Origin of the sequence: Roseburia hominis A2-183 (genome assembly GCF_000225345.1) — a bacterium.
GTDB lineage: Bacteria > Bacillota > Clostridia > Lachnospirales > Lachnospiraceae > Roseburia > Roseburia hominis.
On sequence record NC_015977.1, the window covers coordinates 1,530,629 to 1,554,333 of the forward strand.

25 protein-coding genes are annotated in these 23,705 nt (G+C 48.7%); all 25 read left to right on the forward strand.

The features are described 5' to 3' along the window. The 25 genes from fliG (at position 1) to RHOM_RS06895 (ending at position 23,705) form a co-directional block, all read left to right on the forward strand. On the forward strand, positions 1-1,011 hold the full coding sequence (gene fliG, locus RHOM_RS06775) for a flagellar motor switch protein FliG (RefSeq protein WP_014079543.1): 1,011 nt from the start codon (positions 1-3) through the stop codon (positions 1,009-1,011). Further along, on the forward strand, positions 992-1,813 hold the full coding sequence (locus RHOM_RS16910; protein ID WP_242823170.1) for a FliH/SctL family protein: 822 nt from the start codon (positions 992-994) through the stop codon (positions 1,811-1,813). The genes fliG and RHOM_RS16910 overlap by 20 nt, the downstream gene beginning before the upstream one ends. A gap of 12 nt (positions 1,814-1,825) precedes the next feature. After that, complete coding sequence (gene fliI, locus RHOM_RS06785) at positions 1,826-3,136, forward strand: flagellar protein export ATPase FliI (protein ID WP_014079545.1); 1,311 nt, start codon at positions 1,826-1,828, stop codon at positions 3,134-3,136. Positions 3,137-3,165: 29 nt separating this feature from the next. Further along, entirely contained in the window at positions 3,166-3,606 is a 441-nt protein-coding gene (gene fliJ, locus RHOM_RS06790) for a flagellar export protein FliJ (RefSeq protein ID WP_014079546.1), read from the forward strand. A gap of 15 nt (positions 3,607-3,621) precedes the next feature. Next, positions 3,622-4,485, forward strand: a complete 864-nt coding sequence (locus RHOM_RS06795; protein ID WP_014079547.1) for a MotE family protein — start codon at positions 3,622-3,624, stop codon at positions 4,483-4,485. 85 nt (positions 4,486-4,570) lie between these two features. Beyond that, entirely contained in the window at positions 4,571-6,055 is a 1,485-nt protein-coding gene (locus RHOM_RS06800) for a flagellar hook-length control protein FliK (RefSeq protein WP_014079548.1), read from the forward strand. Positions 6,056-6,075: 20 nt separating this feature from the next. Beyond that, positions 6,076-6,885: a flagellar hook capping FlgD N-terminal domain-containing protein gene (locus RHOM_RS06805; RefSeq protein ID WP_014079549.1), complete on the forward strand. Its 810-nt coding sequence runs from the start codon at positions 6,076-6,078 to the stop codon at positions 6,883-6,885. Positions 6,886-6,906: 21 nt separating this feature from the next. Next, positions 6,907-7,305, forward strand: coding sequence for a TIGR02530 family flagellar biosynthesis protein (locus tag RHOM_RS06810; protein ID WP_014079550.1), 399 nt, complete (start codon positions 6,907-6,909; stop codon positions 7,303-7,305). A gap of 84 nt (positions 7,306-7,389) precedes the next feature. Further along, the gene (locus RHOM_RS06815; protein ID WP_014079551.1) at positions 7,390-9,048 is read left to right on the forward strand and encodes a flagellar hook protein FlgE; all 1,659 of its coding nucleotides are present in this window, start codon (positions 7,390-7,392) and stop codon (positions 9,046-9,048) included. 235 nt (positions 9,049-9,283) lie between these two features. After that, a complete protein-coding gene (locus RHOM_RS06820; protein WP_055230073.1) occupies positions 9,284-10,078 on the forward strand; it encodes a motility protein A in 795 nt (264 codons plus the stop codon). Then, complete coding sequence (locus RHOM_RS06825; RefSeq protein ID WP_014079553.1) at positions 10,078-11,013, forward strand: OmpA/MotB family protein; 936 nt, start codon at positions 10,078-10,080, stop codon at positions 11,011-11,013. Before RHOM_RS06820 ends, RHOM_RS06825 begins: the two co-directional genes overlap by 1 nt. Before the next feature lie 13 nt (positions 11,014-11,026). After that, a complete protein-coding gene (locus RHOM_RS06830) occupies positions 11,027-11,560 on the forward strand; it encodes a flagellar basal body-associated FliL family protein (protein WP_014079554.1) in 534 nt (177 codons plus the stop codon). Positions 11,561-11,586: 26 nt separating this feature from the next. Beyond that, positions 11,587-12,567, forward strand: a complete 981-nt coding sequence (gene fliM / locus RHOM_RS06835) for a flagellar motor switch protein FliM (protein WP_014079555.1) — start codon at positions 11,587-11,589, stop codon at positions 12,565-12,567. Between the two features lie 2 nt (positions 12,568-12,569). Next, positions 12,570-13,733: a flagellar motor switch phosphatase FliY gene (fliY, locus tag RHOM_RS06840; protein WP_014079556.1), complete on the forward strand. Its 1,164-nt coding sequence runs from the start codon at positions 12,570-12,572 to the stop codon at positions 13,731-13,733. Positions 13,734-13,800: 67 nt separating this feature from the next. Next, complete coding sequence (locus RHOM_RS06845) at positions 13,801-14,160, forward strand: response regulator (protein WP_014079557.1); 360 nt, start codon at positions 13,801-13,803, stop codon at positions 14,158-14,160. Position 14,161: 1 nt separating this feature from the next. Next, positions 14,162-14,560: a flagellar biosynthetic protein FliO gene (locus RHOM_RS06850; RefSeq protein ID WP_014079558.1), complete on the forward strand. Its 399-nt coding sequence runs from the start codon at positions 14,162-14,164 to the stop codon at positions 14,558-14,560. A 3-nt stretch (positions 14,561-14,563) separates the two neighbouring features. Then, positions 14,564-15,436 carry a flagellar type III secretion system pore protein FliP gene (gene fliP / locus RHOM_RS06855; protein WP_044024635.1) on the forward strand — a complete coding sequence of 291 codons (873 nt, stop codon included), beginning with the start codon at positions 14,564-14,566 and terminating at the stop codon, positions 15,434-15,436. Positions 15,437-15,467: 31 nt separating this feature from the next. Beyond that, positions 15,468-15,737 (forward strand): flagellar biosynthesis protein FliQ, encoded by a 270-nt coding sequence (gene fliQ, locus RHOM_RS06860; protein ID WP_014079560.1) that lies wholly within the window; start codon positions 15,468-15,470, stop codon positions 15,735-15,737. A gap of 8 nt (positions 15,738-15,745) precedes the next feature. Then, positions 15,746-16,525: a flagellar biosynthetic protein FliR gene (gene fliR, locus RHOM_RS06865; protein ID WP_014079561.1), complete on the forward strand. Its 780-nt coding sequence runs from the start codon at positions 15,746-15,748 to the stop codon at positions 16,523-16,525. Position 16,526: 1 nt separating this feature from the next. Then, positions 16,527-17,651, forward strand: coding sequence for a flagellar biosynthesis protein FlhB (gene flhB, locus RHOM_RS06870; protein ID WP_014079562.1), 1,125 nt, complete (start codon positions 16,527-16,529; stop codon positions 17,649-17,651). Positions 17,652-17,669: 18 nt separating this feature from the next. Further along, on the forward strand, positions 17,670-19,703 hold the full coding sequence (flhA, locus tag RHOM_RS06875) for a flagellar biosynthesis protein FlhA (protein ID WP_014079563.1): 2,034 nt from the start codon (positions 17,670-17,672) through the stop codon (positions 19,701-19,703). Continuing rightward, positions 19,704-20,969 carry a flagellar biosynthesis protein FlhF gene (gene flhF / locus RHOM_RS06880; RefSeq protein ID WP_014079564.1) on the forward strand — a complete coding sequence of 422 codons (1,266 nt, stop codon included), beginning with the start codon at positions 19,704-19,706 and terminating at the stop codon, positions 20,967-20,969. Between the two features lie 118 nt (positions 20,970-21,087). After that, positions 21,088-21,864 (forward strand): nucleotide-binding protein, encoded by a 777-nt coding sequence (locus RHOM_RS06885; protein WP_014079565.1) that lies wholly within the window; start codon positions 21,088-21,090, stop codon positions 21,862-21,864. Beyond that, positions 21,861-22,616, forward strand: coding sequence for a flagellar brake protein (locus RHOM_RS06890; protein WP_242823171.1), 756 nt, complete (start codon positions 21,861-21,863; stop codon positions 22,614-22,616). Before RHOM_RS06885 ends, RHOM_RS06890 begins: the two co-directional genes overlap by 4 nt. Positions 22,617-22,619: 3 nt before the next feature. Next, a complete protein-coding gene (locus RHOM_RS06895) occupies positions 22,620-23,705 on the forward strand; it encodes a protein-glutamate methylesterase/protein-glutamine glutaminase (RefSeq protein ID WP_044024636.1) in 1,086 nt (361 codons plus the stop codon).

The following is a 23,705-nucleotide window of genomic DNA, read 5'->3' on the forward strand; positions in this document are numbered from 1 at the left end:
ATGGCAAAAAACGAGGAATTTACAGGACTGCAAAAAGCTGCAATTCTTCTGATTACACTGGGACCGGAGCGGTCAGCAGATATCTTTAAGCATCTTAAGGAGGACGAGATCGAGGAACTTACCCTTGAGATCGCAAATACCAGAAGTATTTCACCGCAGGTCAAGGAGGATGTCTTAAACGAGTTCTATCAGATCTGTCTGGCTCAGCAGTATATTGCGGAGGGCGGTATCGGTTATGCGAAGGAACTGCTCGACAAGGCGCTTGGCGCGGACAAGGCACAGGAGGTTATCTCCAAGCTGACAGCATCCCTTCAGGTGCGTCCGTTCGAGTTTGTGCGCAAGACAGATCCAAGCCAGCTGCTGAACTTCATTCAGGACGAACATCCGCAGACCATTGCCATGATTCTGTCCTATCTGACAGCACCGCAGGCGTCGATGGTTCTGGGGGCGCTGCCGCCGGAAAAACAGGCGGATGTCGCAAAACGTATCGCGATGATGGATCGTACATCGCCGGATGTTATCAAGGAAGTGGAGCGGGTACTTGAGAGAAAGCTTTCTTCCCTGGTCAACCAGGATTACACAATCGTCGGCGGCGTGGACGCTATTGTCAGCATCTTAAATGCAGTCGACCGTTCGACCGAGAAACATATCATGGAGTCTCTCGAGATCGAAGAGCCGGAGCTTGCAGACGAGATCCGCAAGAAGATGTTCGTATTCGAGGATATTCTGCTGCTTGATGACCGTGCAATCCAGCGTGTACTGCGAGATGTGGATAATGCAGACCTTGGCGTTGCCTTGAAGGCGGCGAACGAGGAAGTACAGAATGTTATATTTAAGAACCTCTCCAAACGTCTTGCTGCGATGATCAAGGAAGATATGGAGTTTATGGGACCTGTGCGAATGAAGGATGTTGAGGAGGCTCAGCAGAAGATCGTAAGCGTCATTCGTAAACTCGAGGATGCAGGCGAGATTGTAATCTCAAGAGGCGGAGGTGACGAGATCGTTGTCTAATCTTTATAAACAGTGGTTTGTTCAGACGGATTCCACAAACACGCGCATCATCGATTCCAATGTGATCCTGCAGCAGCACCTGAAACAGGATCTGCCGCAGACACAGACACCGGCACAGAATGTGCAGGAAGAGGAAGGCGGATTTTCAGCCGGACTTGTGACGGGTGATCCGGGTCAGGTCATCAAAGCGGAGCCGCAGATTGATTATGAGGCAAAGGCAAAGGCAAAAGCCGAGGAGATCCTTGCGGCGGCACAGCAGAATGCCGATGCGATACTGGCACAGGCAAACGAAGATGCCGAGGAGATCCGTACATCTGCAAAGACGCAGGGGTACGAGGAGGGCAGAGCTTCGGCGGAGCAGGAGAATGAGCAGCTTCGCGTGCAGCTTGAGGAGTCCTACAGGAAAAAGCAGGGAGATCTTGACAGCGATTACAGGGACAAACGCGAACATATGGAACAGGATCTGGTGGATGTCATCGTTACCGTCTTTGAAAAAGTGTTCCATATTCAGTTTGACGACAAAAAAGAGATACTGATGCATCTGATTGAAGATGCCATTTTAAATATTGAAGACGACAAGCGGTTCCGGGTGAAGGTGGCGGAGGACAATGCACTGTTTCTGGAGAATCACAAGACCGAGATCCTGGATCGTGTGGGACATGACATTGAGCTTGAGATTGTCTCGGACGCGACGGTGGAGGGAAATGACTGTACGATAGAGACCGATTCCGGCGTGTTTAACTGCAGTCTCGGTACACAGCTTGAGAATCTGATCAAAGATATCCGGTCTTTATGTTCGTAAGGTGAGAGAATGATGACACATCAATTTGAAAAATATTTACAACTTGGAGAAAAGACCTACTTCAACCGCCTTGGAAAGGTTGTAAAGATTGTCGGACTTACGATTGAATCTGTCGGACCGGATGCAAAGTTAAACGATCTCTGCAGAATTGTCATTGACAGAGAGAAAGACCACGCGGTGATGGCGGAGGTAGTCGGATTCAGGGATAAGAGACTTTTGCTGATGCCGTTTGAAAATGTGGAAGGCATCGGGGTAGGATGTATCGTTGAGAATACCGGACATCCGCTTGGGGTGCTTGTCGGGGACGGCGTTCTGGGACACACACTGGACGGTATCGGAAGACCGACCGACGGCGGAGTCATTGAGGGCGGATGCGAATATCCGGTCGAGGCGGATCCGCCGGATCCGATGAGCCGTAAGATTATCTCGGAGGTGCTTCCGCTTGGCGTAAAGGCGGTAGACGGGCTGATTACCGTGGGAAAAGGACAGCGTATCGGAATCTTTGCGGGTTCCGGTGTCGGAAAGAGCACCCTGCTCGGTATGTTCGCCCGCAATACAAAAGCGGACATTAATGTCATTGCCCTGATCGGAGAGCGTGGCCGTGAGGTGCGCGAGTTTATCGAGAGGGATCTCGGGGAAGAGGGAATGAAGCGTTCCGTCGTCGTGGTGGCGACTTCCGATAAGCCGGCACTGATCCGTAACAAGGCTGCGAAGACGGCGACCGCAATCGCCGAATATTTCAGGGATCAGGGAAAAGATGTACTGCTGATGATGGACTCTTTGACCCGATTCTCCATGGCACAGCGTGAGATCGGCCTCGCGTCCGGAGAACCGCCTGTAACAAGGGGATATCCGCCGAGTGTATACTCGGAGATGCCGAAGCTTCTGGAACGTGCCGGTACTTCGGACAAGGGTTCCATCACAGGACTTTACACCGTTCTAGTAGACGGTGATGATTTTAATGAGCCGATTACCGATACAGCCCGAAGCATTTTGGACGGACACATCGTGCTTTCCAGAAAACTGGGACACAAGAATCATTACCCGGCGATTGATATTTTACAGAGTATTTCCCGTGTTATGAGCGCCATAGCGACCAGCGAGCACAAGGAGCTTGCCGGACGTTTAAAGAATGTACTGGCTACTTATAACGAAGCGGAGGATCTGATCAACATCGGAGCTTACAAGAGCGGTTCCAACCGTGAGATTGACTATGCGGTTCAGAAGATCAACGCAGTGAATCAGTTCCTGTGCCAGAGGACAGATGAAAAGTTCCTGTTTGACGAGGAAATCGATTTATTGAAGAAACTATTTGAAGATTAAGAACGCTCCGCGGAAAAGAGGCGCAGTGTATGGCAAAGTTTACATACCGGATGCAGAACATTCTTGACATCAAGATCAAGCTGGAGAATCAGGCAAAAATTGCATATGCGACGGCGAGCAGACAGCTTGCGGAAGAGCAGGAGAAGCTTCGAGAGATCCTGATGCGCAGGGCCGGCTACGAGAGAAAATCAAAAGAACTGGTCAACGGAACGCTGGATATCCAGGAGATCCGGGAATGCAAGCGTGCGATCGATGTGATGAAGAGTCTGCAGAGAGCACAGATGATGAAGGTGCACGCCGCGGAAAAGACGCTGGAGATGGCGCGAATCGAACTGAACCGGGTGATGGTGGAGCGAAAGACGCATGAGAAGCTCAGGGAGCGTGCGTTTGAAGAATTTAAGCAGGAAATCGCCCAGGCAGAGAGCAAGGAAATAGACGAGCTTGTTAGCTACAATTACCATGAAGGATAGGCACGGAGGTCTCAAATGGCAGAAGAAGAGAAAGACGAAGTATTAGATAAAAAGGCAGCAAAGGCACAGGAGAAGGCTGCACGTGCAGAAGCGAAGGCACAGAAGAAAGCGGACCGGAAAAAGGCAAAAGAGTTAAATGATGATCTGGATATGGATGACGAGACATCGACTGGCGGCAAGATTGCCGTGTTCTTTGTTACCCTGATCATTATTTTAATCTGGCTTGCCATCATCGTCCTGTTGATCAAGTGCGATGTCGGCGGTTTCGGATCATCCGTTCTGGCGCCGGTGTTAAAGGATGTTCCTTATGTGAACAAAATCCTGCCGGACAGCGCGACTGAGGAAGTGTCAACGGAGGATGACGCTTACGGCTATACTTCCATTGACGATGCGGTTGCCAGAATCAAGGAACTGGAGAAAGAACTTGCGGATGCACAGAATACGTCCAGCGCAAATGCGGAATATATCGCACAGCTTGAGAGCCAGTCCGCAGAACTGGCACAGTACAAGCAGAACGAGGCGGATTTTGAGGCTGAGAAGCAAAAGTTCTATCAGGAGGTTGTGTTTTCAGATTCAGCACCCGATATAGAGGAATATAAGCAGTATTATGAGAGCATTGATCCTGCGGATGCGGAGATCATTTACCGTCAGGTTGTAGAACAGACGGCAGCCAACGACGAGATGGATGATTATGTGAAAGCGTACTCTTCCATGAAGCCAAAAGAGGCGGCTGCAATTTTTGATACCATGACAGATAATCTGCAGCTGGTGGCAGATATCTTAGACAGCATGGACGCACAATCGAGAGCGAATATTCTGGGCAAAATGGACGCGGCTACTGCAGCAAAGGTGACCGCGATCATGGAACCTGTAGAATAGAGAAGGACAGTCTGCTTCTCATAGTGGCAGAGGGATTCCTTCAAAAATCAGGCTGCAGGTGCAGCTATGGGAAAGGAGGAAGAGAATGGGAGACAATAATGTTGCAAGCATTGGGAAAATGCTGATGCAGACGCAGAGTGGACAGAGTGTCACAGGCGTTGATGGCGCGGATATCGGCACCACATTCCGGAAGATGGTCGATCAGATGACACAGATCCCGGGAAGCAGCGTAAGTACAGGATCTCAGACAGCGCAGAATATGCAGCAGCTTACACCGCACAGTCCGGAGCAGAATTATGACCGTTACCAGTATCAGAAGAATAAGATGCCGGAGCAAAGCACGAAGGACTGGACAGCCGGCAGTCAGGTATCGGAGAAGCTGGAAAGCTTTGAGGAGAGTGTGAGAGACGTCATTAAGGATGAACTTCAGGTGACGGACGAGCAGATCACAGAAGCAATGGAGACATTGGGACTGACCGTGGCCGATCTGATGAATCCGCAGCAGCTTGCAGCTCTGGCAGCAGAATTAACCGGAACCGAAGACATGAGCGCACTTCTCTGTAATGAAGCGTTTATGAACGTGATGCAGTCGGTGGGAACACTGACCGAAGATCTCTTGCAGCAGCTGGGAGTCACGGCTGAGGAATTGACGCAGCTTTTGGAGGATGCCGGACAGACGGACATGGATGCAGATCTGATGCAGACAGTCCAGACAGCGGATGCTGGTGAAACAGATGTCACAGATGCGCAGAAGGTTTACGCTGATACGGCGGATGGAATCCGTGATACGGCAGAACAGCCGCAGATGGCTGCCCAGGCAGCAGAGACAGAGACCAGAACAGAAGAAGCAAAAGACATCACTCCGGAAGAGACTGATACGCAGGCAAAGTCAGCAAATGCAGGCGCAGAGGAAGAGACAGCTGCCGATGCAGCTGCAGGGTCGGATAAGGAACAGGCACAGACCGGATCAAATTCCAATTCCGGACAGCAGAATTCTGCGTCGCAGGCACATGTGGGCGTGGATGTACATACCGGCCCGACGCTGACAGAGACCGTGGCAATGCAGGGCGCCAATAGTGCGGGAGAATATGCCGCACAGGTGGACATCGCAGATGTCGTGCGTCAGATCGTGACTTATACGAGAGTAAATTACACGGCGAATCAGGAAACGACGATGGAGATGCAGCTGAATCCGGAGCACCTGGGCAAGATTTATCTGGAGATTACGTCAAAAGACGGAACGGTTTCCGCACATCTGACCGCACAGAATGAAGTGGTCAAGGAAGCACTGGAAAGTCAGATCGCAGATTTGAAGCAGAACATGAACCAGGCTGGCGTAAAGGTGGATGCCGTGGAGGTAACCGTCGGCGGACATGAATTCGAGAGGAATCTGGAGCAGAATGCAAAACAGGAAGAACAGCAGGCAGAGGAACGGGAAAAGGCAGCCAATGCGACCAGACACATCAACCTGAATGAACTGGACGGACTGTCCGGGCTGATGACGGAAGAGGAGACTCTGGTGGCGAAGATGATGGCAGAACAGGGCAATTCCGTTGACTTTACCGCATAACAGACAGAAAGGAGAGACATATGGCATTAGTACAGGCCGTAGAGAACGGCAAGATTACAGAGAGTACGACAGAGACAACGACCAGTGCCGGCAATGACCTCGGATATGACGAGTTCCTGCAGCTGTTATGTGCAGAGATGCAGTATCAGGATCCGCTGGAACCGACGAGCAATACCGAGTATGTGGCACAGCTGGCAACTTTTTCACAGATGGAGTCCATGCTGAACATGCAGAACAGCATTGAGAGCACGAAGGCAAACGATCTGGTTGGAAAGTATGTCATTGTAAAGACAACATCCGAGACGACCGGCGAGACGACGGCGGTGGCAGGATTCGTGGATTATGTGCAGTACGAGAACAACCAGAAATACATTTATGTCAACGGCAACCGTTATTCACTCGACGATGTATATCAGGTGGCAGACACCGAGTACATGGAGGCGGTTTCACTGGCAGAGGCATTCAAGGCATCTGTGGCAAAGCTTCCGGATGCGGATAAGCTGACGCTGGCATATCAGACGGATGTGGAGAACCTGGCAACCGTGTACAACGGACTGACTTCTTATCAGCAGAGTTATATTGACAGCGATACGCTGGCAACGTTTGTGAAGCTGGACGGAACCATGAAGAGCCTGGTATTTGACAATGCGCTTTCGCAGATTCCATCCGCGGACGAGCTGACCCTTGAGAACAAGGAAGCAGTGGAAGCACTTCGCAAGAATTACGATTCGCTGACCACCACAGAGAAGACTTATATCAGCAAGGATTCCTACGATCAGCTGACAGCACTCGAGGCTAAGATTGCGGAGCTTGAGAAGAAAGCTGGATGATCTGAGAAAGGAGCGTTGGTTATGAATAAGATTACGAACCAATTTGCTTCCATCGAACAGGTAACTGACCGGTATCTGAATCGCAAAAGCACAGAGACTGCGGCGCAGGAAAACAGTGTTTCTTTCGAGGATATATTAAGACAGAAACAGACGACCGCAGAAAGTCAGGAACTTCGGTTTTCCAAACATGCACAGGGACGTTTGAATGACAGACACATCAATCTGTCGGACGAGCAGAACGAGAGACTGGAATCCGGTGTTTTGAAGGCAAGCGAAAAGGGAATACGGGAATCACTCGTGATTCTGGATTCACTGGCGTTTATTGTGAATGTTCCGAGCAAGACGGTGGTCACAGCCATGGATCAGAGTGAGTCAGAGAGTAATATTTTTACAAATATTGACGGTGCCGTGATTGTATAATATGCCGGACCTTACAAGGAGGCAGAAGCTCCCCGAATGACAGAAGGGAGCAGGGCACCAGACATTACAGGAGGTCATTTCATTATGATGAGATCAATGTACTCTGCTGTGTCGGGTCTTAAGACACATCAGACAAAAATGGACGTTATTGGTAACAATATCGCCAATGTAAACACAGTAGCATTCAAGTCTTCTTCCGTGACATTCCAGGATATGCTCTACCAGAACACATCCGGAGCATCGGGAGCAAATGCGGCTACGGGAGTCGGCGGTGTGAATGCCAAGCAGATCGGTCTTGGCGTGACCACAGGTGCGGTAAATATCAGCATTACATCCGCGGGTGCAGCTGAGACAACCGGAAGAGCTTTCGATCTGCGTATGACAGATCAGTCGACCACCAATTTCTTTATTGTCAACAACGGATCTTCCAATCTGTTTACCAGATCCGGATCTTTCTATGTAGACGGTGCAGGCAACCTGTGTATGACGTCTACCGGATATACGGTCATGGGATGGCAGGTAGATAAGACAACCGGAAATATCCGGAAAGATACCGTATCCGCGTTGCGCGTCATGAGCACGGAGAATCTGACAAGCGCACCAGAGGCAACCTCTGAGGCAACCTGCGGCGGTATTATTGATAAGAACGATACCGACGTATTGAGTGACGACGGATTGATCAAGAACCTCAAGTTCTACGATAACCTGGGATATGAGTACACCGCACGTTTTTCCATTAAGTCAACCGGAACGGACGGAGAGTTCACGGTAGAGCTGTTGAATGTTTTAGACGGCGACGGAAATACCTACTACGATCCTGAGAATATTCAGGCGGGACAGCCGGCGTTAAACGCACTGTTCGGTAACACCGAGGATGCGACAAAGAGTTATACGCTCGGCAAGGATTACACTTATGTGTCCGCTAACGTCATCGTGGACAAGAGCGGTAATTACTACCAGTACAATGCAGCGACACACAGCTATGACCAGGTAAAAAGTGCGACGGACATGACGGTTGTCACAGCAGGGGCACTCAGCCTGACACAGGTATACGGTGCAGGAGCGGACATTCTGGCGAAAGCGGATGCTTACACCGGAAATGGCACCGGATATGCGGTTGACGGAACAACCGGGGCACTGACACTTACATACAACAGTGTATATCACAGATTAAGCTTCAACACGGACGATGGAACATTTTCAAAGGTTGGAAACGTGGCGGATGCGAAGAGTGTTGGACTGAACATGTCCCTGTTCGGCGGACAGTTCGCAAATATCAATGTGGACTTCAGCACCTGCCAGAATACGAACAACGGCGGCAAGTCCACTGTAACGATGAGCAAAGGCGCTACAGACGGAACAACTGGAGCAGGTAAGAAGCTCGGTAACCTGATCGGACTTTCAGTCAGCAACAACGGCGAGATCTACGGTATTTATGACAACGGTAACCGCAACCTGTTAGGACAGATCGCGGTCGCACAGTTCGCCAATGCGGCAGGTCTTGAGAAAGTCGGAGAGAACTGCTACAGCACGACCTTGAACTCCGGTGAGTTCGATGGTATCGGTGAGGATATTACGGCGGACGGAAGCAAGATGACATCCGGCGAGTTAGAGATGTCAAACGTGGATCTCTCCACCGAGTTTACGCAGATGATTACCACACAGCGTGGATTCCAGGCGAACTCCCGTGTAATCACGACATCCGATACGCTTCTTGAGGAGCTTGTGAACCTGAAGAGATAAGCGGCTGCGAGATGACAGAGCAGCATCACGGATAAGATTTTGGAGAACCGGGGTTTTGTCTCCCTGATAAAATCCCGGTTCCATGAAAGAAGAAACACAGAATTTGCAAAAGTAAGTAGACAAGCGGTCAAAAGTTTAGTAAAATTATACAAGATATAGGATGACAACTTGTTGAGATTTCAGTCTCCGCTTGGAGACAGCAATACTATAATATCAAGGATGGTAGGTGGAAGAATTGGATATAGCTTCTTTAGCAGGGATGCTGCTTGGCGTTGTAATGTTTTTGTTCGGTGTATTTTCCAGTGGTGGAGCTTCGGGTCTTTTCAATATGTTTGACTTCCCTTCAATCATTATCACACTGGGAGGTTCCATATCGGGTACATTGGCGTCCAACAAACTTCAGGATTTTATTGCAGGTCTGAAGAGTATTACATTAACATTTAAGGAGGTACCGCAGGATCCTGCGGCAGTCATCCGGAATATCATTGATTTGTCAAATACCGCCCGCAAGGAGGGACTGCTTGCACTTGAGGAGGCGGCAAACGGAATCGAGGATGAATTCCTCAAAAAAGGAATCATGCTTGTGGTAGATGGTACCGATCCGGAACTGGTAAGAGGTATCATGGAGACGGATCTGGGCTGTATCGAGCAGCGACACAAAAAGTCAATCGCTGTCTGGGAAAAATGGGGAGAACTTGGTCCTGCCTGGGGTATGATCGGTACCCTGATCGGATTGATCCTGATGCTCAAGGATATGAATGATGCATCAACGATCGGACCGAAGATGGCAGTCGCACTGGTAACAACACTGTACGGTTCGTTGATTGCCAACTGGCTGTGTAATCCGACGGCATCCAAGCTTTCTGTAAACAATAATAACGAGATGATGATGAAGGAAATTACGGTGGAAGGTATTCTGTCGATTCAGGCAGGAGAGAATCCACGTGTCATAGAAGAAAAACTGAAGTCATTCCTGTCACCTTCAGCGAGAGAGGAAACTGCGGAGGGCAGTGTCGGAGGTGAGGAATAGTGGCGAGAAGAAAGGAAGATCCACCCAAAGGCTCACCTGCATGGATGAATACCTTCGCGGACCTTATGAATCTCCTGCTCTGTTTCTTCGTAATGCTTTTCTCCATGTCCAGTGTGAATGAGGAAAAGTTTGAGAAGGTCATTGCCTCTTTCCAGAGTACATTCAGCATACTCCCGGGAGGCGGAGCATCGATCGGCGAGGGTGAATTGATTTCTTCCGGAATCAGTCAGCTTGAGAATTTTGATTCTTATTACAACCAGCAGCTGAGCAGCCAGTCTGACGGACAGACGGAGGAAGAAAAAGACATTACCGAAGCATATGAACAGCAGGAACTGGAAGAGTCTGAGGATATGGCGCAGCAACTTGAAAATGCACTTTCGCAATATGGGATACAGGACGACGTCGAGGTTGATTTTAATGCAGAGTATGTAACGCTTAACATGAACGGCGCGCTGCTGTTTGATTCTGCGAGCGCAGAACTCAGAGATGAGGCGTATCCGCTGGTCAACAAGCTTGGCAAGATACTGGTTACTTACGATAATAACATCATTGAGGTCGAGGGACACACGGACAATGTGCCGATTCATTCTTCCAAGTATGAGGACAACAACGTACTGTCCATGTACCGTGCGCTTGCGGTTGCCAACTATCTGCGGGATACCACAACACTGGATCCTGCATACATAAAGTCGTCTGGCCGCGGAGAGTATGTGCCGATTGCAGATAATGCAACGCCGGAGGGCAGGGCAAGGAACCGCCGGGTTGAGATTAAAATCTATAACTCATACAACTCGAATGTGAGCGGGACATCCACGGATGACACAGGTACAGAGACGCCTGCGGATGCGGCTTTAAGCACTGAGACGGTGACAGATACGCCGGAAGCAGCGACAACAGGTGCGACTGTGGAACCGACAGAAGTTGTGAACGAATAGGAAGGGAAGCATAATGAAGAAAAATTTATTGACAGTAATTATTTTGGCACTGGTTCTCGTGAATCTGATTCTGACCGCGGTGCTGGCATTTTCCGTTATTCCGCAGACCAAAAAGTCAAACGAACTGATTGATCAGGTGTGCGCTGCAATCAACATCGAACTCGAGGGCGGACAGAACAAAGACAGTTCCGCAGTGCCGATCGAAGAAATTGCAGTTTATAATATCACAGATAATTTTACCGTGAATCTGGCAGACAACGGCGATGGAAAGAAGCATTACGCTGTATTTTCTGTAGGACTTTCCGTCAACAAGACAAGCGAGTCCTATGCCACCTACGGGGGAGACGAGATGACAGAGCTTACGGATAAGGAGACCATTATCCGCAGCGACATCAATACGGTAGTGGCCAAGTATACCGAGGAGGAATTTAACGCCGATGGACAGAAGGCTGTAAAGGAGGAGATTTTATCCAAGATGCAGGATCTGTTCGGATCCGACTACATCGTGGGCGTGAATTTCTCAAGCGTGGCAACGGAAGCACACTAGAATAAGACATTAGGTGGTGAGAGAGAATGGGTGAAGTCTTATCTCAAAATGAGATAGACAGTTTGCTGAAAGCTCTTAGCAGCGGTGAACTGGATGTAGATGAAATAAAAGATGATAATGAAAAACAGGTCAAAAATTACGATTTTGCCCGTCCCGCGAAGTTCTCAAAAGAGCATTTGCGAACGCTTGAGATTATTTTTGAACATTATGGAAGATTGCTTTCAACGAATCTGCCGGTGTACCTAAGAAAAAATGTTCAGGTGGAAGTGATGAGTTCGGAGGCGGTGACGTATTCAGAGTTTGCGAATGCACTATCGAATCCGGTGCTGCTTGGAATTGTAAATTTTGCTCCGCTGAATAACAATATCATTATTGAAATTGCAGAGAATGTCGGCTTTACGATCGTGGATCGTATGCTCGGCGGCCAGGGGGCGCCGCTTGACAAGGCGAGGGAGTTCTCCGAAATCGAGCTTCTTCTGATTGAGCGGATCTATAACGTATGCGTGAATCTTCTGGTGGAACCGTGGGCGAGTGTGTGTGAACTGACACCGAGACTGGAGCGGATTGAGACAAATTCGCAGTACGCCCAGATCATTTCCCCGACGGAGATGATCGCGTTAATTACGTTAAATATTAAGATTGGTGATGTCGAGGGACTGATCAACATCTGCCTGCCGTATATCACATTGGAAAGTGTGATGGACAAGCTGAATACGAAATACTGGTATTCCAGCCTGCAGGAGAAGGATGAACAGCAATATACAGAGACCATTGAGGCACTTATTGCACGGGCACCGATGCCGATCAAGGCTGTGCTGGGTAACAGTAGTATATCAGTCAATGATTTCCTTGGTCTGCAGGTGGGAGACATTATCCGTCTCGACACCAAAGTGGATCAGGATCTGTCGGTGTATGTTGGAAATATAAAAAAATTTACTGCTCTGCCGGGTGCATCCGGTGATAATTATGCAGTAAGAGTGACATCAGTAATCAGAGAGGAGCAGTAAGTATGGATGGAGTAATGTCTCAGGAAGAGATCAATGCATTACTGAACGGGTCTGAGGACAGCAGCGAGCAGCCCAAAGAAGAGGTACTGACTGAGAAAGAAAAAGATACAATCGGAGAGATTGCCAATATCAGTATGGGAACGGCAGCGACCACGCTGTTTTCTCTGGTAAACCGAAAAGTAGAGATCTCGACTCCAGTTGTTTCTTTCGCAAACTGGAGTGATATCTGTGAAGCATATGAGAAGCCATGTGTGTTTATCCGGATCGGATATACTGTCGGACTGGATGGCAGCAACATATTGGTTTTAAAGGAACACGATGTAAAAGTAATCACTGATCTTATGATGGGTGGTGATGGAACCAATACGGATGGAGAGCTCGGCGAGCTGCACTTGAGTGCGATCAGCGAGGCGATGAACCAGATGATGGGTTCGGCGGCGACGTCCATGTCATCCATGCTGAACAAAGTGATTGATATCAGCCCGCCACAGGCGGATTTGATAGATTTACAGGAGACAATCGATGAGAGCGTCATCGATGAGTTCCTGGCAGGCGAGTTTGTAAAGATACGGTTCAGACTGGAGATCGGTGATCTGGTCGACAGTGATATCATGCAGCTGTATCCGATTCCTTTTGCAAAGGAAATGTGTGAGAGTGTGACACAGAATATGGAGGAAGATACGAATTCGACTGCAGGCAGCAAAGGTAGTGCTCCGGAAGCACAGGCGGCACCACAGCCGCAGGCGGCACCACAGCCGCAGGCAGCACCGCAGATGGGACAGCCGGCAATGGGAGCACCGATGATGGGAGGCCAGATGATGGGACAACCGATGATGGCACAGCAAATGCCACAGATGTATGGACAGCAGCCGGTAAATGTACAGCCGGCACAGTTTCAGGCGTTTACCGGAAGCGTTCCGGTGGGATACGGACCGGAAAACATTGATCTGATCAAGGATGTACCGCTTGAGGTAACGGTGGAATTGGGAAGAACTTCAAAATCTATTAAAGAGATTCTTGATTTTGCACCTGGAACTATTATAGAATTAAATCGTATTGCGGGTGAACCGATCGATGTTCTGGTAAACGGCAAATACGTTGCCAAGGGTGAAGTGGTTATTATAGAGGAAAGCTATGGTATCCGTATTACCGAGATTGTAAAGTGATTGGAAACAGGATAAGAAAAGCAATATAAGCAAAACAATATAAGAAAAGAAACAAGGAGAGAATGTTATGGCAAAGATTATGATTTGCGATGATGCAGCTTTTATGAGAATGATGATTAAGGATATCTTAACCAAGAATGGTTATGAGATCGCTGCGGAGGCTGAGAATGGAGCAGTTGCAGTTGAGAAGTACCCGGATGCAAAGCCGGATCTGGTTCTGATGGATATTACCATGCCGGATATGGATGGTATTCAGGCGCTGAAGAAGATCAAAGAGATCGATCCGAATGCAAATATTATCATGTGCTCTGCAATGGGACAGCAGGCCATGGTTATCGAGGCAATCCAGTCTGGCGCAAAGGACTTTATCGTAAAGCCGTTCCAGGCAGAGCGTGTGCTCGAGGCAGTAAAAAAAGTAGTAGGCTAATATGATTTTACTCAGTTCAAGCCTGAACAGTTTTATACAGCTGCTTGGCGTCCTGCTTATTTTTCTGTTTGTTCTTGTGATTACCTATTTCACAACCAAATGGATCGGCGGATATCAGAAGGTCCAGATGTCCGGACGCAGCTTTCAGGTGGTCGATACCATACGGATCGCCAACAACAAACTGGTTCAGGTAATAAAAATGGGAGATGTGTATCTTGTGATCGCGGTTGCAAAAGATAATGTGACCATGCTCGCAAAGCTTACCGAGGAAGAGATGGGACTTACGGAGGCAGAGATCTGCAACGGAAAGACTCCCGGACAGAATGGAGAAAAAGGTCAGATGACCTTCCAGGAGACGCTTGAGAAGTTAAAGGAACATTTCCCGAAAAAACAGGATTAAATTATGACAAAATCAAAATTAAAGAAATCATATTGTATTATGTCGTTTGTCTTTGCGGTGGCAGTGCTGATCATCGCATTGACGTTGTCCATGGGACAGACCAGAGTCTATGCGGCAGATACATCTTCAGATATGATTACTGGCTTGAGCAATACCGATAGCAGCGATGGACTGACGGATGCGACGAGCGATATCAACAACGGCCTGTCCATTACATACAACAACGACACCGGAGCCGTATCCACGCCGATCAAGGCACTTCTGGTGCTGACGATCATTTCACTGGCACCGTCCATTCTGATTATGATGACTTCTTATACCAGAATCATCATCGTGCTGCATTTCCTGCGCACCGCGATCGGTACACAGACAGCACCGCCGAATCAGATTCTCGTCGGTCTTGCCCTGTTTTTGACATTCTTTATTATGTGGCCGACCTTTCAGCAGATTAACGAAGATGCCATACAGCCGTTAGACAATGGCGACATTACCATTGAGGAGGCATACAAGGCAGCGGAGACACCGATTCGCGACTTTATGTACGGTCAGACACAGGAAAAGGATCTGCACCTATTTATGGATATTGATGGAGAAGATTATCCGGATCAGATGACACTGGAGCTTTATTACGATGTTCCGATGACAACCGTGATCCCGGCATTTATCATCAGCGAACTTCGGTATGCGTTTATTATGGGATTCCTCATTTATATCCCGTTTATTGTAATCGATATGGTAGTGGCATCGGTACTTATGTCCATGGGTATGATGATGCTGCCGCCGACAACGATTTCACTGCCGTTTAAGATACTGCTTTTTATTCTGGCAGACGGCTGGAATCTGGTGATTGGAAGCGTTGTAAAGACATTTTACTGATGCGTGCATTTGGAACAGGAGATGAAGTGAAATGACAGAAGGACAGGTATTAGACATTGCCAGACAGGCATTGTATACAATTATTTTGTGCTCGGCGCCGCTGCTGATTATTTCTCTGGTTGTGGGACTGATCGTCAGTATTTTTCAGACGGTGACGTCCATTCAGGAACAGACGCTTACCTTCGTGCCAAAGATTGTCTGTGTATTTCTTGGAATGATGATATTTGGTTCCTGGATACTAACCAATCTGACAGAGTTTATCAATACGCTCTGGTCAGACTTTAGTATATATCTGGGTTAGGTTGAGGAATGTTAAATTATACGTTTTCGTTGGTGGATTTTGAAATACTCATTTTAATACTGGTTCGCATATCCTGCTTTGTGTACGCGGCTCCGTTTTTCGGCATGAAAAATGTTCCGTCCAGAGTGAAGATCGGATTATCGTTTCTTTTGTCGATCCTGATATTCCCTTCGGTCGATCAGTCAGCGGTTACCTACACGGGCATGTTTGGATATGCGGTGATTGTTCTAAGAGAAGGAATTACAGGGTTGCTCATGGGATTTGCTGCAAACATTTGTAATTCCATTATTTTATTTGCGGGAAATATCATTGACATGGATATCGGACTTTCCATGGCGCAGGAGTTCGATCCGATGACCAACTCGCAGGTCACCATCACGGGAAATCTGTATCAGTACCTGCTGCTTCTGATGATGGTCGTGACGAACATGCATCATTATGTACTGCGGGCGCTCATTGATTCCTATCAGGTAATCCCCGTCAACGGGCAGGTGTTTCAATGGGACAGCCTGGCAGAGTCCATGACAACCTATATGGCGGATTCTTTTGTGATCGCGTTCCGCATTGTGCTGCCGGTATTTGCCTGCATGATGATACTAAACTGCATCCTCGGCATTATGGCGAAGGTAGCGCCGCAGATGAATATGTTTGCGGTCGGAATGCAGATGAAGGTGCTCCTGGGACTTACGGTATTGTTCCTCACGGTAATGCTGCTTCCGGGAATTTCCGATTTTGTGTTTAAAGAAATGAAACGAATGATTGTATCGATGATAGAGGGAATGTATTAGCTTGGAACAGGACAGAAGACAGATCCTTCCCTATCACCTCCAGTGGTTTGCGAAGGATGGACCGGGCGGAGAAAAGACGGAACCGGCAACCGCGAAAAAGTTAAGAGAAGCCAGAGAGGACGGTAAGGTCGCCAAAAGCAAGGAGCTTACCGCCGCCTTTGATCTGATTGTGATGTTTCTGATGCTGAAGATTTTTGTCTCCACGATTGGCGACGGATTTCTTCAGATATTTTACTATGTATATAATCTGATTCCGGATTTTATCGGAATCAATGCGATGGATGTGTCCACCTATGCGGTAATGTCTTTCTTTTCACCGGTGAATATACAGATGCTCAAAATCGTGGCACCGTTTTTTATTTTCGGATTCGCCGTGACGCTACTTGTAAATATTCTGCAGGTGGGGTGGAAGGTTTCCACGAAACCGATGCAGCCAAAGCTGGACCGGTTTAATCCGGTGAACGGAATGAAGCGGATTATCTCCAAGGATTCCGTTTTTGAACTGTTCAAATCCCTGATTAAGATTGCACTGATTCTCTATATCGCGTATACTGCAATCAAGGATCACGAAAATGACCTTTTTATTTTATATGATATTCCGTTAAATCAGGCGATCGCACTGTGTGGAGATGTGATTATCGGTGCAGGGCTCAAGATCAGTCTGGTGTATCTCGTTGTCGGAATTGCTGATTTCATCTATCAGAAATACCGCTTTAATGAAGAGATGAAGATGACCAAACAGGAGGTCAAGGACGAGTACAAAAATACAGAGGGAAATCCGGAAGTAAAAGGCAGACAGCGCCAGCGTATGCGCGAGGCATCGAGGCGCCGTATGATGCAGGATGTCCCGAAAGCGGATGTGGTTATCACCAACCCGACCCATCTGGCGGTTGCCATCAAGTACGAACCGGAGGTGCATAAGGCACCGGTGGTTCTGGCAAAGGGTGAAGATTATCTGGCGCAGAAGATCCGTGAAGCTGCCAGGGAGAATCACATTGAAATTGTAGAAAACAAACCGCTTGCAAGAATGCTCTACGCCAATGTCGAAATCGGCAATGAAATTCCGCCGGAATTGTATCAGGCAGTAGCGGAGATTCTTGCAATGGTATATAATATGAGACAGTAAAACGAAGGAGGAAGAGATATGAAAAAGGCTGACATAGGTGTTGCGCTTTATTTGCTTGCTGCAGTCATCTTTTTAATTGTGCCGATTAACTCTACGTTACTTGATGTAATGCTGGCGCTGAATATCTCGATCGCACTGATTGTTCTGTTCAACACATTGTTTGTGAAGGAAGTTCTGGATATGTCTTTTTTCCCGACATTGCTGTTGTTTACTACCATATTCCGTATTTCTCTTAACGTGTCCTCGACACGTCTGATCTTAACGACCGGTGCTCCGGGTAACGTCGTTGAAACATTCGGAAGCTTCGTGGGCGGTGGTGATATGATCGTCGGAGCGGTCGTATTTATCATTTTGATCATCATACAGTTCGTCGTTATCAATAAAGGTTCCGAGCGAGTGGCAGAGGTATCCGCACGATTTACACTGGATGCTATGCCCGGTAAGCAGATGGCAATCGATGCTGACTTAAACACCGGAGCCATTACGGAGACACAGGCGAGAGAGCGGCGTAATAAGATTCAGGAAGAAGCAAGCTTCTTCGGTTCGATGGATGGTGCTACGAAGTATGTCAAGGGAGATGCCACAGCCGGACTGATTATCACGTTTGTCAATTTAATCGGTGGAACCGCGATGGGGATGATGCGCGGTGGACTTGATTTTTCGGAGGCGATTCAGCGCTATGGTCTTCTCACCATGGGTGACGGACTCTGTTCCCAGATCCCGTCCCTGCTGATCTCACTTTCTACCGGTATCCTTGTCACGAAGGCATCCAAGAATGCAGACTTCTCCAACATTCTGGTAAAACAGCTGTTCGGTATTCCGAAGGCACTTTATCTGGTCGGTGGATCGTTGATCTTCCTCGGTGCTGTGACACCGCTGAATGTGGTATTGTTTGCTGCGCTGGGCGCTGCGTTTATCGTAGCGGGCAGAATGGTGGACAAGAACATCGGCATTGAGAATATCGAGGAGGAAGTCAGCCAGGCAGAGACGGAGGCGGAGGAGATCCGCAAGCCGGAGAACGTTGTGTCGCTGCTTCAGGTGGACCCGATCGAGCTGGAATTCGGCTACGGTATTATTCCGCTTGCGGATGTGAACCAGGGCGGAGATCTCTTAGACCGCGTGGTTATGATACGAAGACAGATTGCACTGGAACTTGGTACGGTTGTGCCGATTATCCGACTGCGTGATAACATTCAGCTGAATCCGAACCAGTACATTATCAAGATCAAAGGAATTCAGGTGACCGAGGGAGAGATCCTGTTCGATCACTATATGGCGATGAATCCGGGATATGTGGAGGAGGAGATTACGGGAATTCCGACGTTTGAACCGTCCTTCCACCTGCCGGCAATCTGGATCACGGAGAGCCAGAGAGAGCGTGCGGAGAGCCTTGGCTATACGGTGGTGGATCCGCCGTCAATCATTGCGACGCATCTGACCGAGGTGATCCGTTCCCATATCGCAGAGCTGCTTACCAGACAGGATGTACAGAACCTTGTCAATAACCTCAAGGAGAGCAATCCGGTTCTCGTGGATGAACTGGTGCCGAAGCTTCTTGGACTTGGCGAGATCCAGAAGGTTCTGCAGAATCTGCTCTCGGAGGGAATTTCCATCCGAGATCTGCTCACAATTTTTGAGACGCTGGCAGACCATGCGCCGGCGACTAGGGATACCGATGTGTTGACGGAGTACGCACGCCAGAGCTTAAAGCGCGCGATCTCCAGCAAATATTTCCCGGCGAATGAGACAACCAGCGTGATCACGGTAGATCCGAAGATCGAGCAGGAGATCATGGGTTCTGTCAAGCAGACGGAGCAGGGGGCATATCTGACGCTCGATCCGGAGCGCACGAAGGCGATTATGGCATCCGTTGAGGAGGAAGTGGCGAAGTTGGAGAACATGGGCAAGCCTGCCATCATTATGACATCGCCGATTGTGCGTATGTACTTTAAGAAGCTGACCGAGGATTACTTCAAGGATCTGACGGTGCTGTCTTACAATGAGGTGGAATCCAACGTAGAATTACAATCAGTAGGGATGGTGACAATATAAATGACCATTAACAAATATCAGGGCAAGACAAAGGAAGAGGCCGTCGAGAAGGCAAAGCAGGAGCTGGGCGCGGGGGCGGTCGTGCTGAACGTGAAGGAGATTAAGCCCAAGGGCATGTTTAAGATGTTTAAGAACACGCTGTATGAGGTGACGGCTGCGGTGGAGGAAAAGGAAGCGTTCCCGGCGCAGACGCTCCGCAGCGAGACAAAGCCTGTGCACGATACGATCAGTCTGGCTGCAGATGAAAAGATTACCATTCCGGGGGTGGCAAGAGAGAACACCAGACCGGCAGTGGCACCGGCACCGGCGGAACAGGAGGTTGTTCCTATGAAAGAAGCAAAGCGCGAATCTACGAATGAGGGACTGGAAAAGCGGCTGGAGAACCTGTCGAATATTCTGGAAAAGCAGTTTTCCGTGGAGGAGATGCGCAAGTCTCATCCGGTAGAGCCGCAGGAAAAGGAGAACCGCACGGAAGGGTTCCAGTTTATCAAGATGCTCTACCGCACGCTGCTGGAGAATGATGTGAATGAGAAGTATGTCAATCAGATCATGGACGAGGCGGAGAAGGTGCTTCACAACGGAAGCAGTGTGGATTCTATTCTTTCCAACGTTTATCAGAAGCTGATCTTAAAGTTCGATCAGCCGCAGACGATTGAGCTTACAGGCAAAAAGCCGAAGGTGATTTTTTTCATCGGACCGACCGGCGTGGGAAAGACAACAACGCTTGCCAAGATTGCGTCACGCTATAAGGTAGACAAAGAGAAGAAAGTGGCATTTCTGACTGCGGACACCTACCGGATTGCCGCGACAGAGCAGCTGCGCATCTACGCAAATATTCTGGATGCTCCGATGAGCATTATCTATACGCCGGAGGAGATGAACGATGCCATTGCGCGCGTGAGCGAATATGATCTGGTATTTGTTGACACGGCGGGATTCTCGCACCGCAATGAGGCACAGTGCCAGGATATGAAAAAGCTGATCGACGGACTGGATGAGGCTTACGAGAAAGAGGTATACCTCGTGCTCAGTGCGACGACCAAATATAAGGATCTGCTGGAGATCGCAGATACTTACAAGGAAATAGCAAATTATAAGTTGATTTTTACAAAGCTGGATGAGACAATTACTTATGGTAATATTTTAAATATCAAGCTGTATTCGGGGGCAAAGTTATCCTATATGACGAGCGGTCAGAATGTACCAGATGATATTGAAGTATTTGATACACAAAAGATTGTGAAACAGCTGCTGGGAGGCAGATAACACATGGATCAGGCAGAGAAGCTTAGAAGTGTTGTGAAATTAAAAAAAACAAAATTATAAGCCGGATGCCAGAGTCATTACCGTCACAAGTGGAAAAGGTGGCGTTGGAAAGTCGAATGTGGCTGTGAACCTTGCGGTGCAGATGCAGAAGATGGGAAAAAGGGTGCTTGTTTTTGATGCGGATTTTGGCCTTGCCAATGTCGAAGTAATGTTTGGCGCCATTCCCAAGTACAATCTGGCAGATGTGATATATCATGGAAAACAGATCACGGAGATCATATCGGAAGGTCCGATGGGAATCGGGTTTGTCTCGGGGGGAACCGGAGTTACCGGACTGGGCAATCTGACCGATGAACAGATCTCTTATCTGCTTCACTGTTTCGGGGAACTGGATCAGATGGCAGATGTGATTCTGGTGGACACCGGCGCGGGGATTGCCAATCATGTACTGGAGTTCGTGCTGGCAAGCCCGGAGGTTCTTGTGGTCACAACACCGGAGCCGACATCACTGACAGATTCTTATTCTCTGTTAAAGTCTCTGTACCGGAATCCGAAGTTTGACAGGGAGTACACCAAGATATCGGTTCTTTCCAACCGTGTGATATCTGCTGCGGAAGGCAGAGGAGTTTATGACAAACTGAATACTGTGGTAGGTCAGTTCTTAGAGGGGGAAATTACATATGCGGGGATGATTCCCCAGGATAGCGCGCTTGAAAAGGCGATCCGGATGCAGAAACCAGTATCGCTTCAGGCACCGTTGTCAAAATCTGCAAGAGCATTTGAAGTAGTGGCTGCGGAATTGCTGCAGGGTGAGAGCAGTGACGCATATCGTTCTTTTGGACTGTCAAGATTGTTTTCGGGATTTTGGAAACAGAAGAATGAAGGAGTGGAATGATGACAATAGCTGAAATTATTCAACCGGGAGATAAAGTTGACATCAGTTTCGTACAGAATGTGGAACGGGCAAAAAAAGACCAGTCCATGCCGAAAATCTACAAAAGCCAGGTGCTGGATTTAAAGGAGAACGGCAATCTTGAGATTTCCATGCCGGTGGAGAGAGGAAAACTGGTGCTGCTTCCGCTGGGCATCCGGATGGAGTTTATCTTTTTCTCGAAGGGAACGCTTTACCGCGCCGTCGGCCAGGTGCGGGAGCGCTACAAAAGAGAGAATGTATACATGTTAGAGATCGAATTAAAATCCCAGATCTCCAAGTATCAGAGAAGAGAATTCTTCCGGTTTCCATGTATTATGGACATGAATTATTACACCATTGAGGAACAGGAAGCCGCATTAAAGACGGGAGAAGCCCTATTTATTGAACTGCAGGAAGCGGAGGGAAAGAGCAGAGACCGGGAATATGCCGGAAGGATCGTGGATCTAAGCGGCGGCGGTATCCGGTTTCGGACGGATCAGAAGCTTCGGGAGAATCAGTATGTTCTCTTTGAGATACATCTGCAGAATGAAAATTTAGACAAACAATATTATATCATTGGAACAATTATTTCCTGTATCAAGACAGAAAAAACGCCGGAAACGCCCTACGAGGCCAGAGCCAAATTCCTGATTACCGACAGCAGTGTAAGGGAGGAAATCATCCGGTTCATCTTTGAAGAAGAACGCAAAGCGCGTCAAAGGGGTAGAGCATAAGATATGAGTAAAAAGATTTTAATTGTTGATGACTCTGCACTCATGAGAAGGGTCATGTGTGATATAATCAATTCAGACGGAACATTTCAGGTCACAGATACTTGCTGTGACGGTCTTGAGGCATATGAGAAGCTTAAGACGACGCGCTATGATGGCGTTGTTCTCGATGTCAATATGCCCCGCATGGACGGACTGCAGCTTTTGGAACAGTTACAGAAGGACAGAATCCGTGCAACGGTCATCATGGTAAGTACGACGACAACCAAGGATGCGGATGTCACGATCCGGGCGATGGAGCGCGGGGCAGTCGATTTTGTCACGAAGCCAACCAATGTTATTGAGGCAAAGGGCGAGGAGTTCAAAAAACAGCTTCTCGGCGTGCTCTCGGCGGTATGCGCGACCCAGAGTTACAATCGTGAACGGCGCATCACACCGCAGACCAAGGCTGTATCGGCTCCTGCGGGGACCGCAAAGCCGGTTGCAACAGCCGGACATGCGATCAAGAGTGGCAGCAAGATCGTTGCGCTTGCATGTTCGACGGGCGGTCCGAAGGCGCTGCAGAGTGTCATTCCGTATCTGCCGAAGAATCTGGACGCACCGATGGTACTGGTTCAGCATATGCCTGCCGGATTTACCAAGTCAATGGCAGACAGACTGGACGAGGTCAGCCCGATTCATGTCAAGGAGGCGGAAGACGGAGATGTGCTGATGAAAGGAACGGTGTACATCGCACCGGGCGGCAAGCACATGGAAGTGAAGCGCCAGCCGGATGGAAGTCACAGGATCCGGTTGAACGATATGCCTGCGATCGGCGGCTTGAAGCCGTGTGCCAACATCACGTACGATTCCCTGCGGGACTGCGGTTACGATCAGGTTGTATGCGTGGTTCTCACCGGAATGGGTGCGGACGGCACCAAGGGGATTGTTTCCCTTGCCAGGAAGAAGCCGGTCTATGTGATCGCACAGGACGCCGCATCGTGCGTGGTATACGGAATGCCGAAGGCGGTTGCCGAGGCGGGCGTTGTGGATGAAGTGGTTCCTCTTAATGACGTAGCTAAATCAATTATTAAGAATGTGGGGGTAAAGTAA

What these genes read in the sequence shown, in the direction of transcription:
- fliG (WP_014079543.1), top strand. Translation starts at nt 1, where the DNA reads ATGGCAAAAAACGAGGAATTTACAGGACTGCAAAAAGCTGCAATTCTT.
- fliI (WP_014079545.1), top strand. Translation starts at nt 1,826, where the DNA reads ATGACACATCAATTTGAAAAATATTTACAACTTGGAGAAAAGACCTAC.
- fliJ (WP_014079546.1), top strand. Translation starts at nt 3,166, where the DNA reads ATGGCAAAGTTTACATACCGGATGCAGAACATTCTTGACATCAAGATC.
- RHOM_RS06795 (WP_014079547.1), top strand. Translation starts at nt 3,622, where the DNA reads ATGGCAGAAGAAGAGAAAGACGAAGTATTAGATAAAAAGGCAGCAAAG.
- RHOM_RS06800 (WP_014079548.1), top strand. Translation starts at nt 4,571, where the DNA reads ATGGGAGACAATAATGTTGCAAGCATTGGGAAAATGCTGATGCAGACG.
- RHOM_RS06805 (WP_014079549.1), top strand. Translation starts at nt 6,076, where the DNA reads ATGGCATTAGTACAGGCCGTAGAGAACGGCAAGATTACAGAGAGTACG.
- RHOM_RS06810 (WP_014079550.1), top strand. Translation starts at nt 6,907, where the DNA reads ATGAATAAGATTACGAACCAATTTGCTTCCATCGAACAGGTAACTGAC.
- RHOM_RS06815 (WP_014079551.1), top strand. Translation starts at nt 7,390, where the DNA reads ATGATGAGATCAATGTACTCTGCTGTGTCGGGTCTTAAGACACATCAG.
- RHOM_RS06830 (WP_014079554.1), top strand. Translation starts at nt 11,027, where the DNA reads ATGAAGAAAAATTTATTGACAGTAATTATTTTGGCACTGGTTCTCGTG.
- fliM (WP_014079555.1), top strand. Translation starts at nt 11,587, where the DNA reads ATGGGTGAAGTCTTATCTCAAAATGAGATAGACAGTTTGCTGAAAGCT.
- fliY (WP_014079556.1), top strand. Translation starts at nt 12,570, where the DNA reads ATGGATGGAGTAATGTCTCAGGAAGAGATCAATGCATTACTGAACGGG.
- RHOM_RS06845 (WP_014079557.1), top strand. Translation starts at nt 13,801, where the DNA reads ATGGCAAAGATTATGATTTGCGATGATGCAGCTTTTATGAGAATGATG.
- RHOM_RS06850 (WP_014079558.1), top strand. Translation starts at nt 14,162, where the DNA reads ATGATTTTACTCAGTTCAAGCCTGAACAGTTTTATACAGCTGCTTGGC.
- fliP (WP_044024635.1), top strand. Translation starts at nt 14,564, where the DNA reads ATGACAAAATCAAAATTAAAGAAATCATATTGTATTATGTCGTTTGTC.
- fliQ (WP_014079560.1), top strand. Translation starts at nt 15,468, where the DNA reads ATGACAGAAGGACAGGTATTAGACATTGCCAGACAGGCATTGTATACA.
- fliR (WP_014079561.1), top strand. Translation starts at nt 15,746, where the DNA reads ATGTTAAATTATACGTTTTCGTTGGTGGATTTTGAAATACTCATTTTA.
- flhA (WP_014079563.1), top strand. Translation starts at nt 17,670, where the DNA reads ATGAAAAAGGCTGACATAGGTGTTGCGCTTTATTTGCTTGCTGCAGTC.
- flhF (WP_014079564.1), top strand. Translation starts at nt 19,704, where the DNA reads ATGACCATTAACAAATATCAGGGCAAGACAAAGGAAGAGGCCGTCGAG.
- RHOM_RS06890 (WP_242823171.1), top strand. Translation starts at nt 21,861, where the DNA reads ATGATGACAATAGCTGAAATTATTCAACCGGGAGATAAAGTTGACATC.
- RHOM_RS06895 (WP_044024636.1), top strand. Translation starts at nt 22,620, where the DNA reads ATGAGTAAAAAGATTTTAATTGTTGATGACTCTGCACTCATGAGAAGG.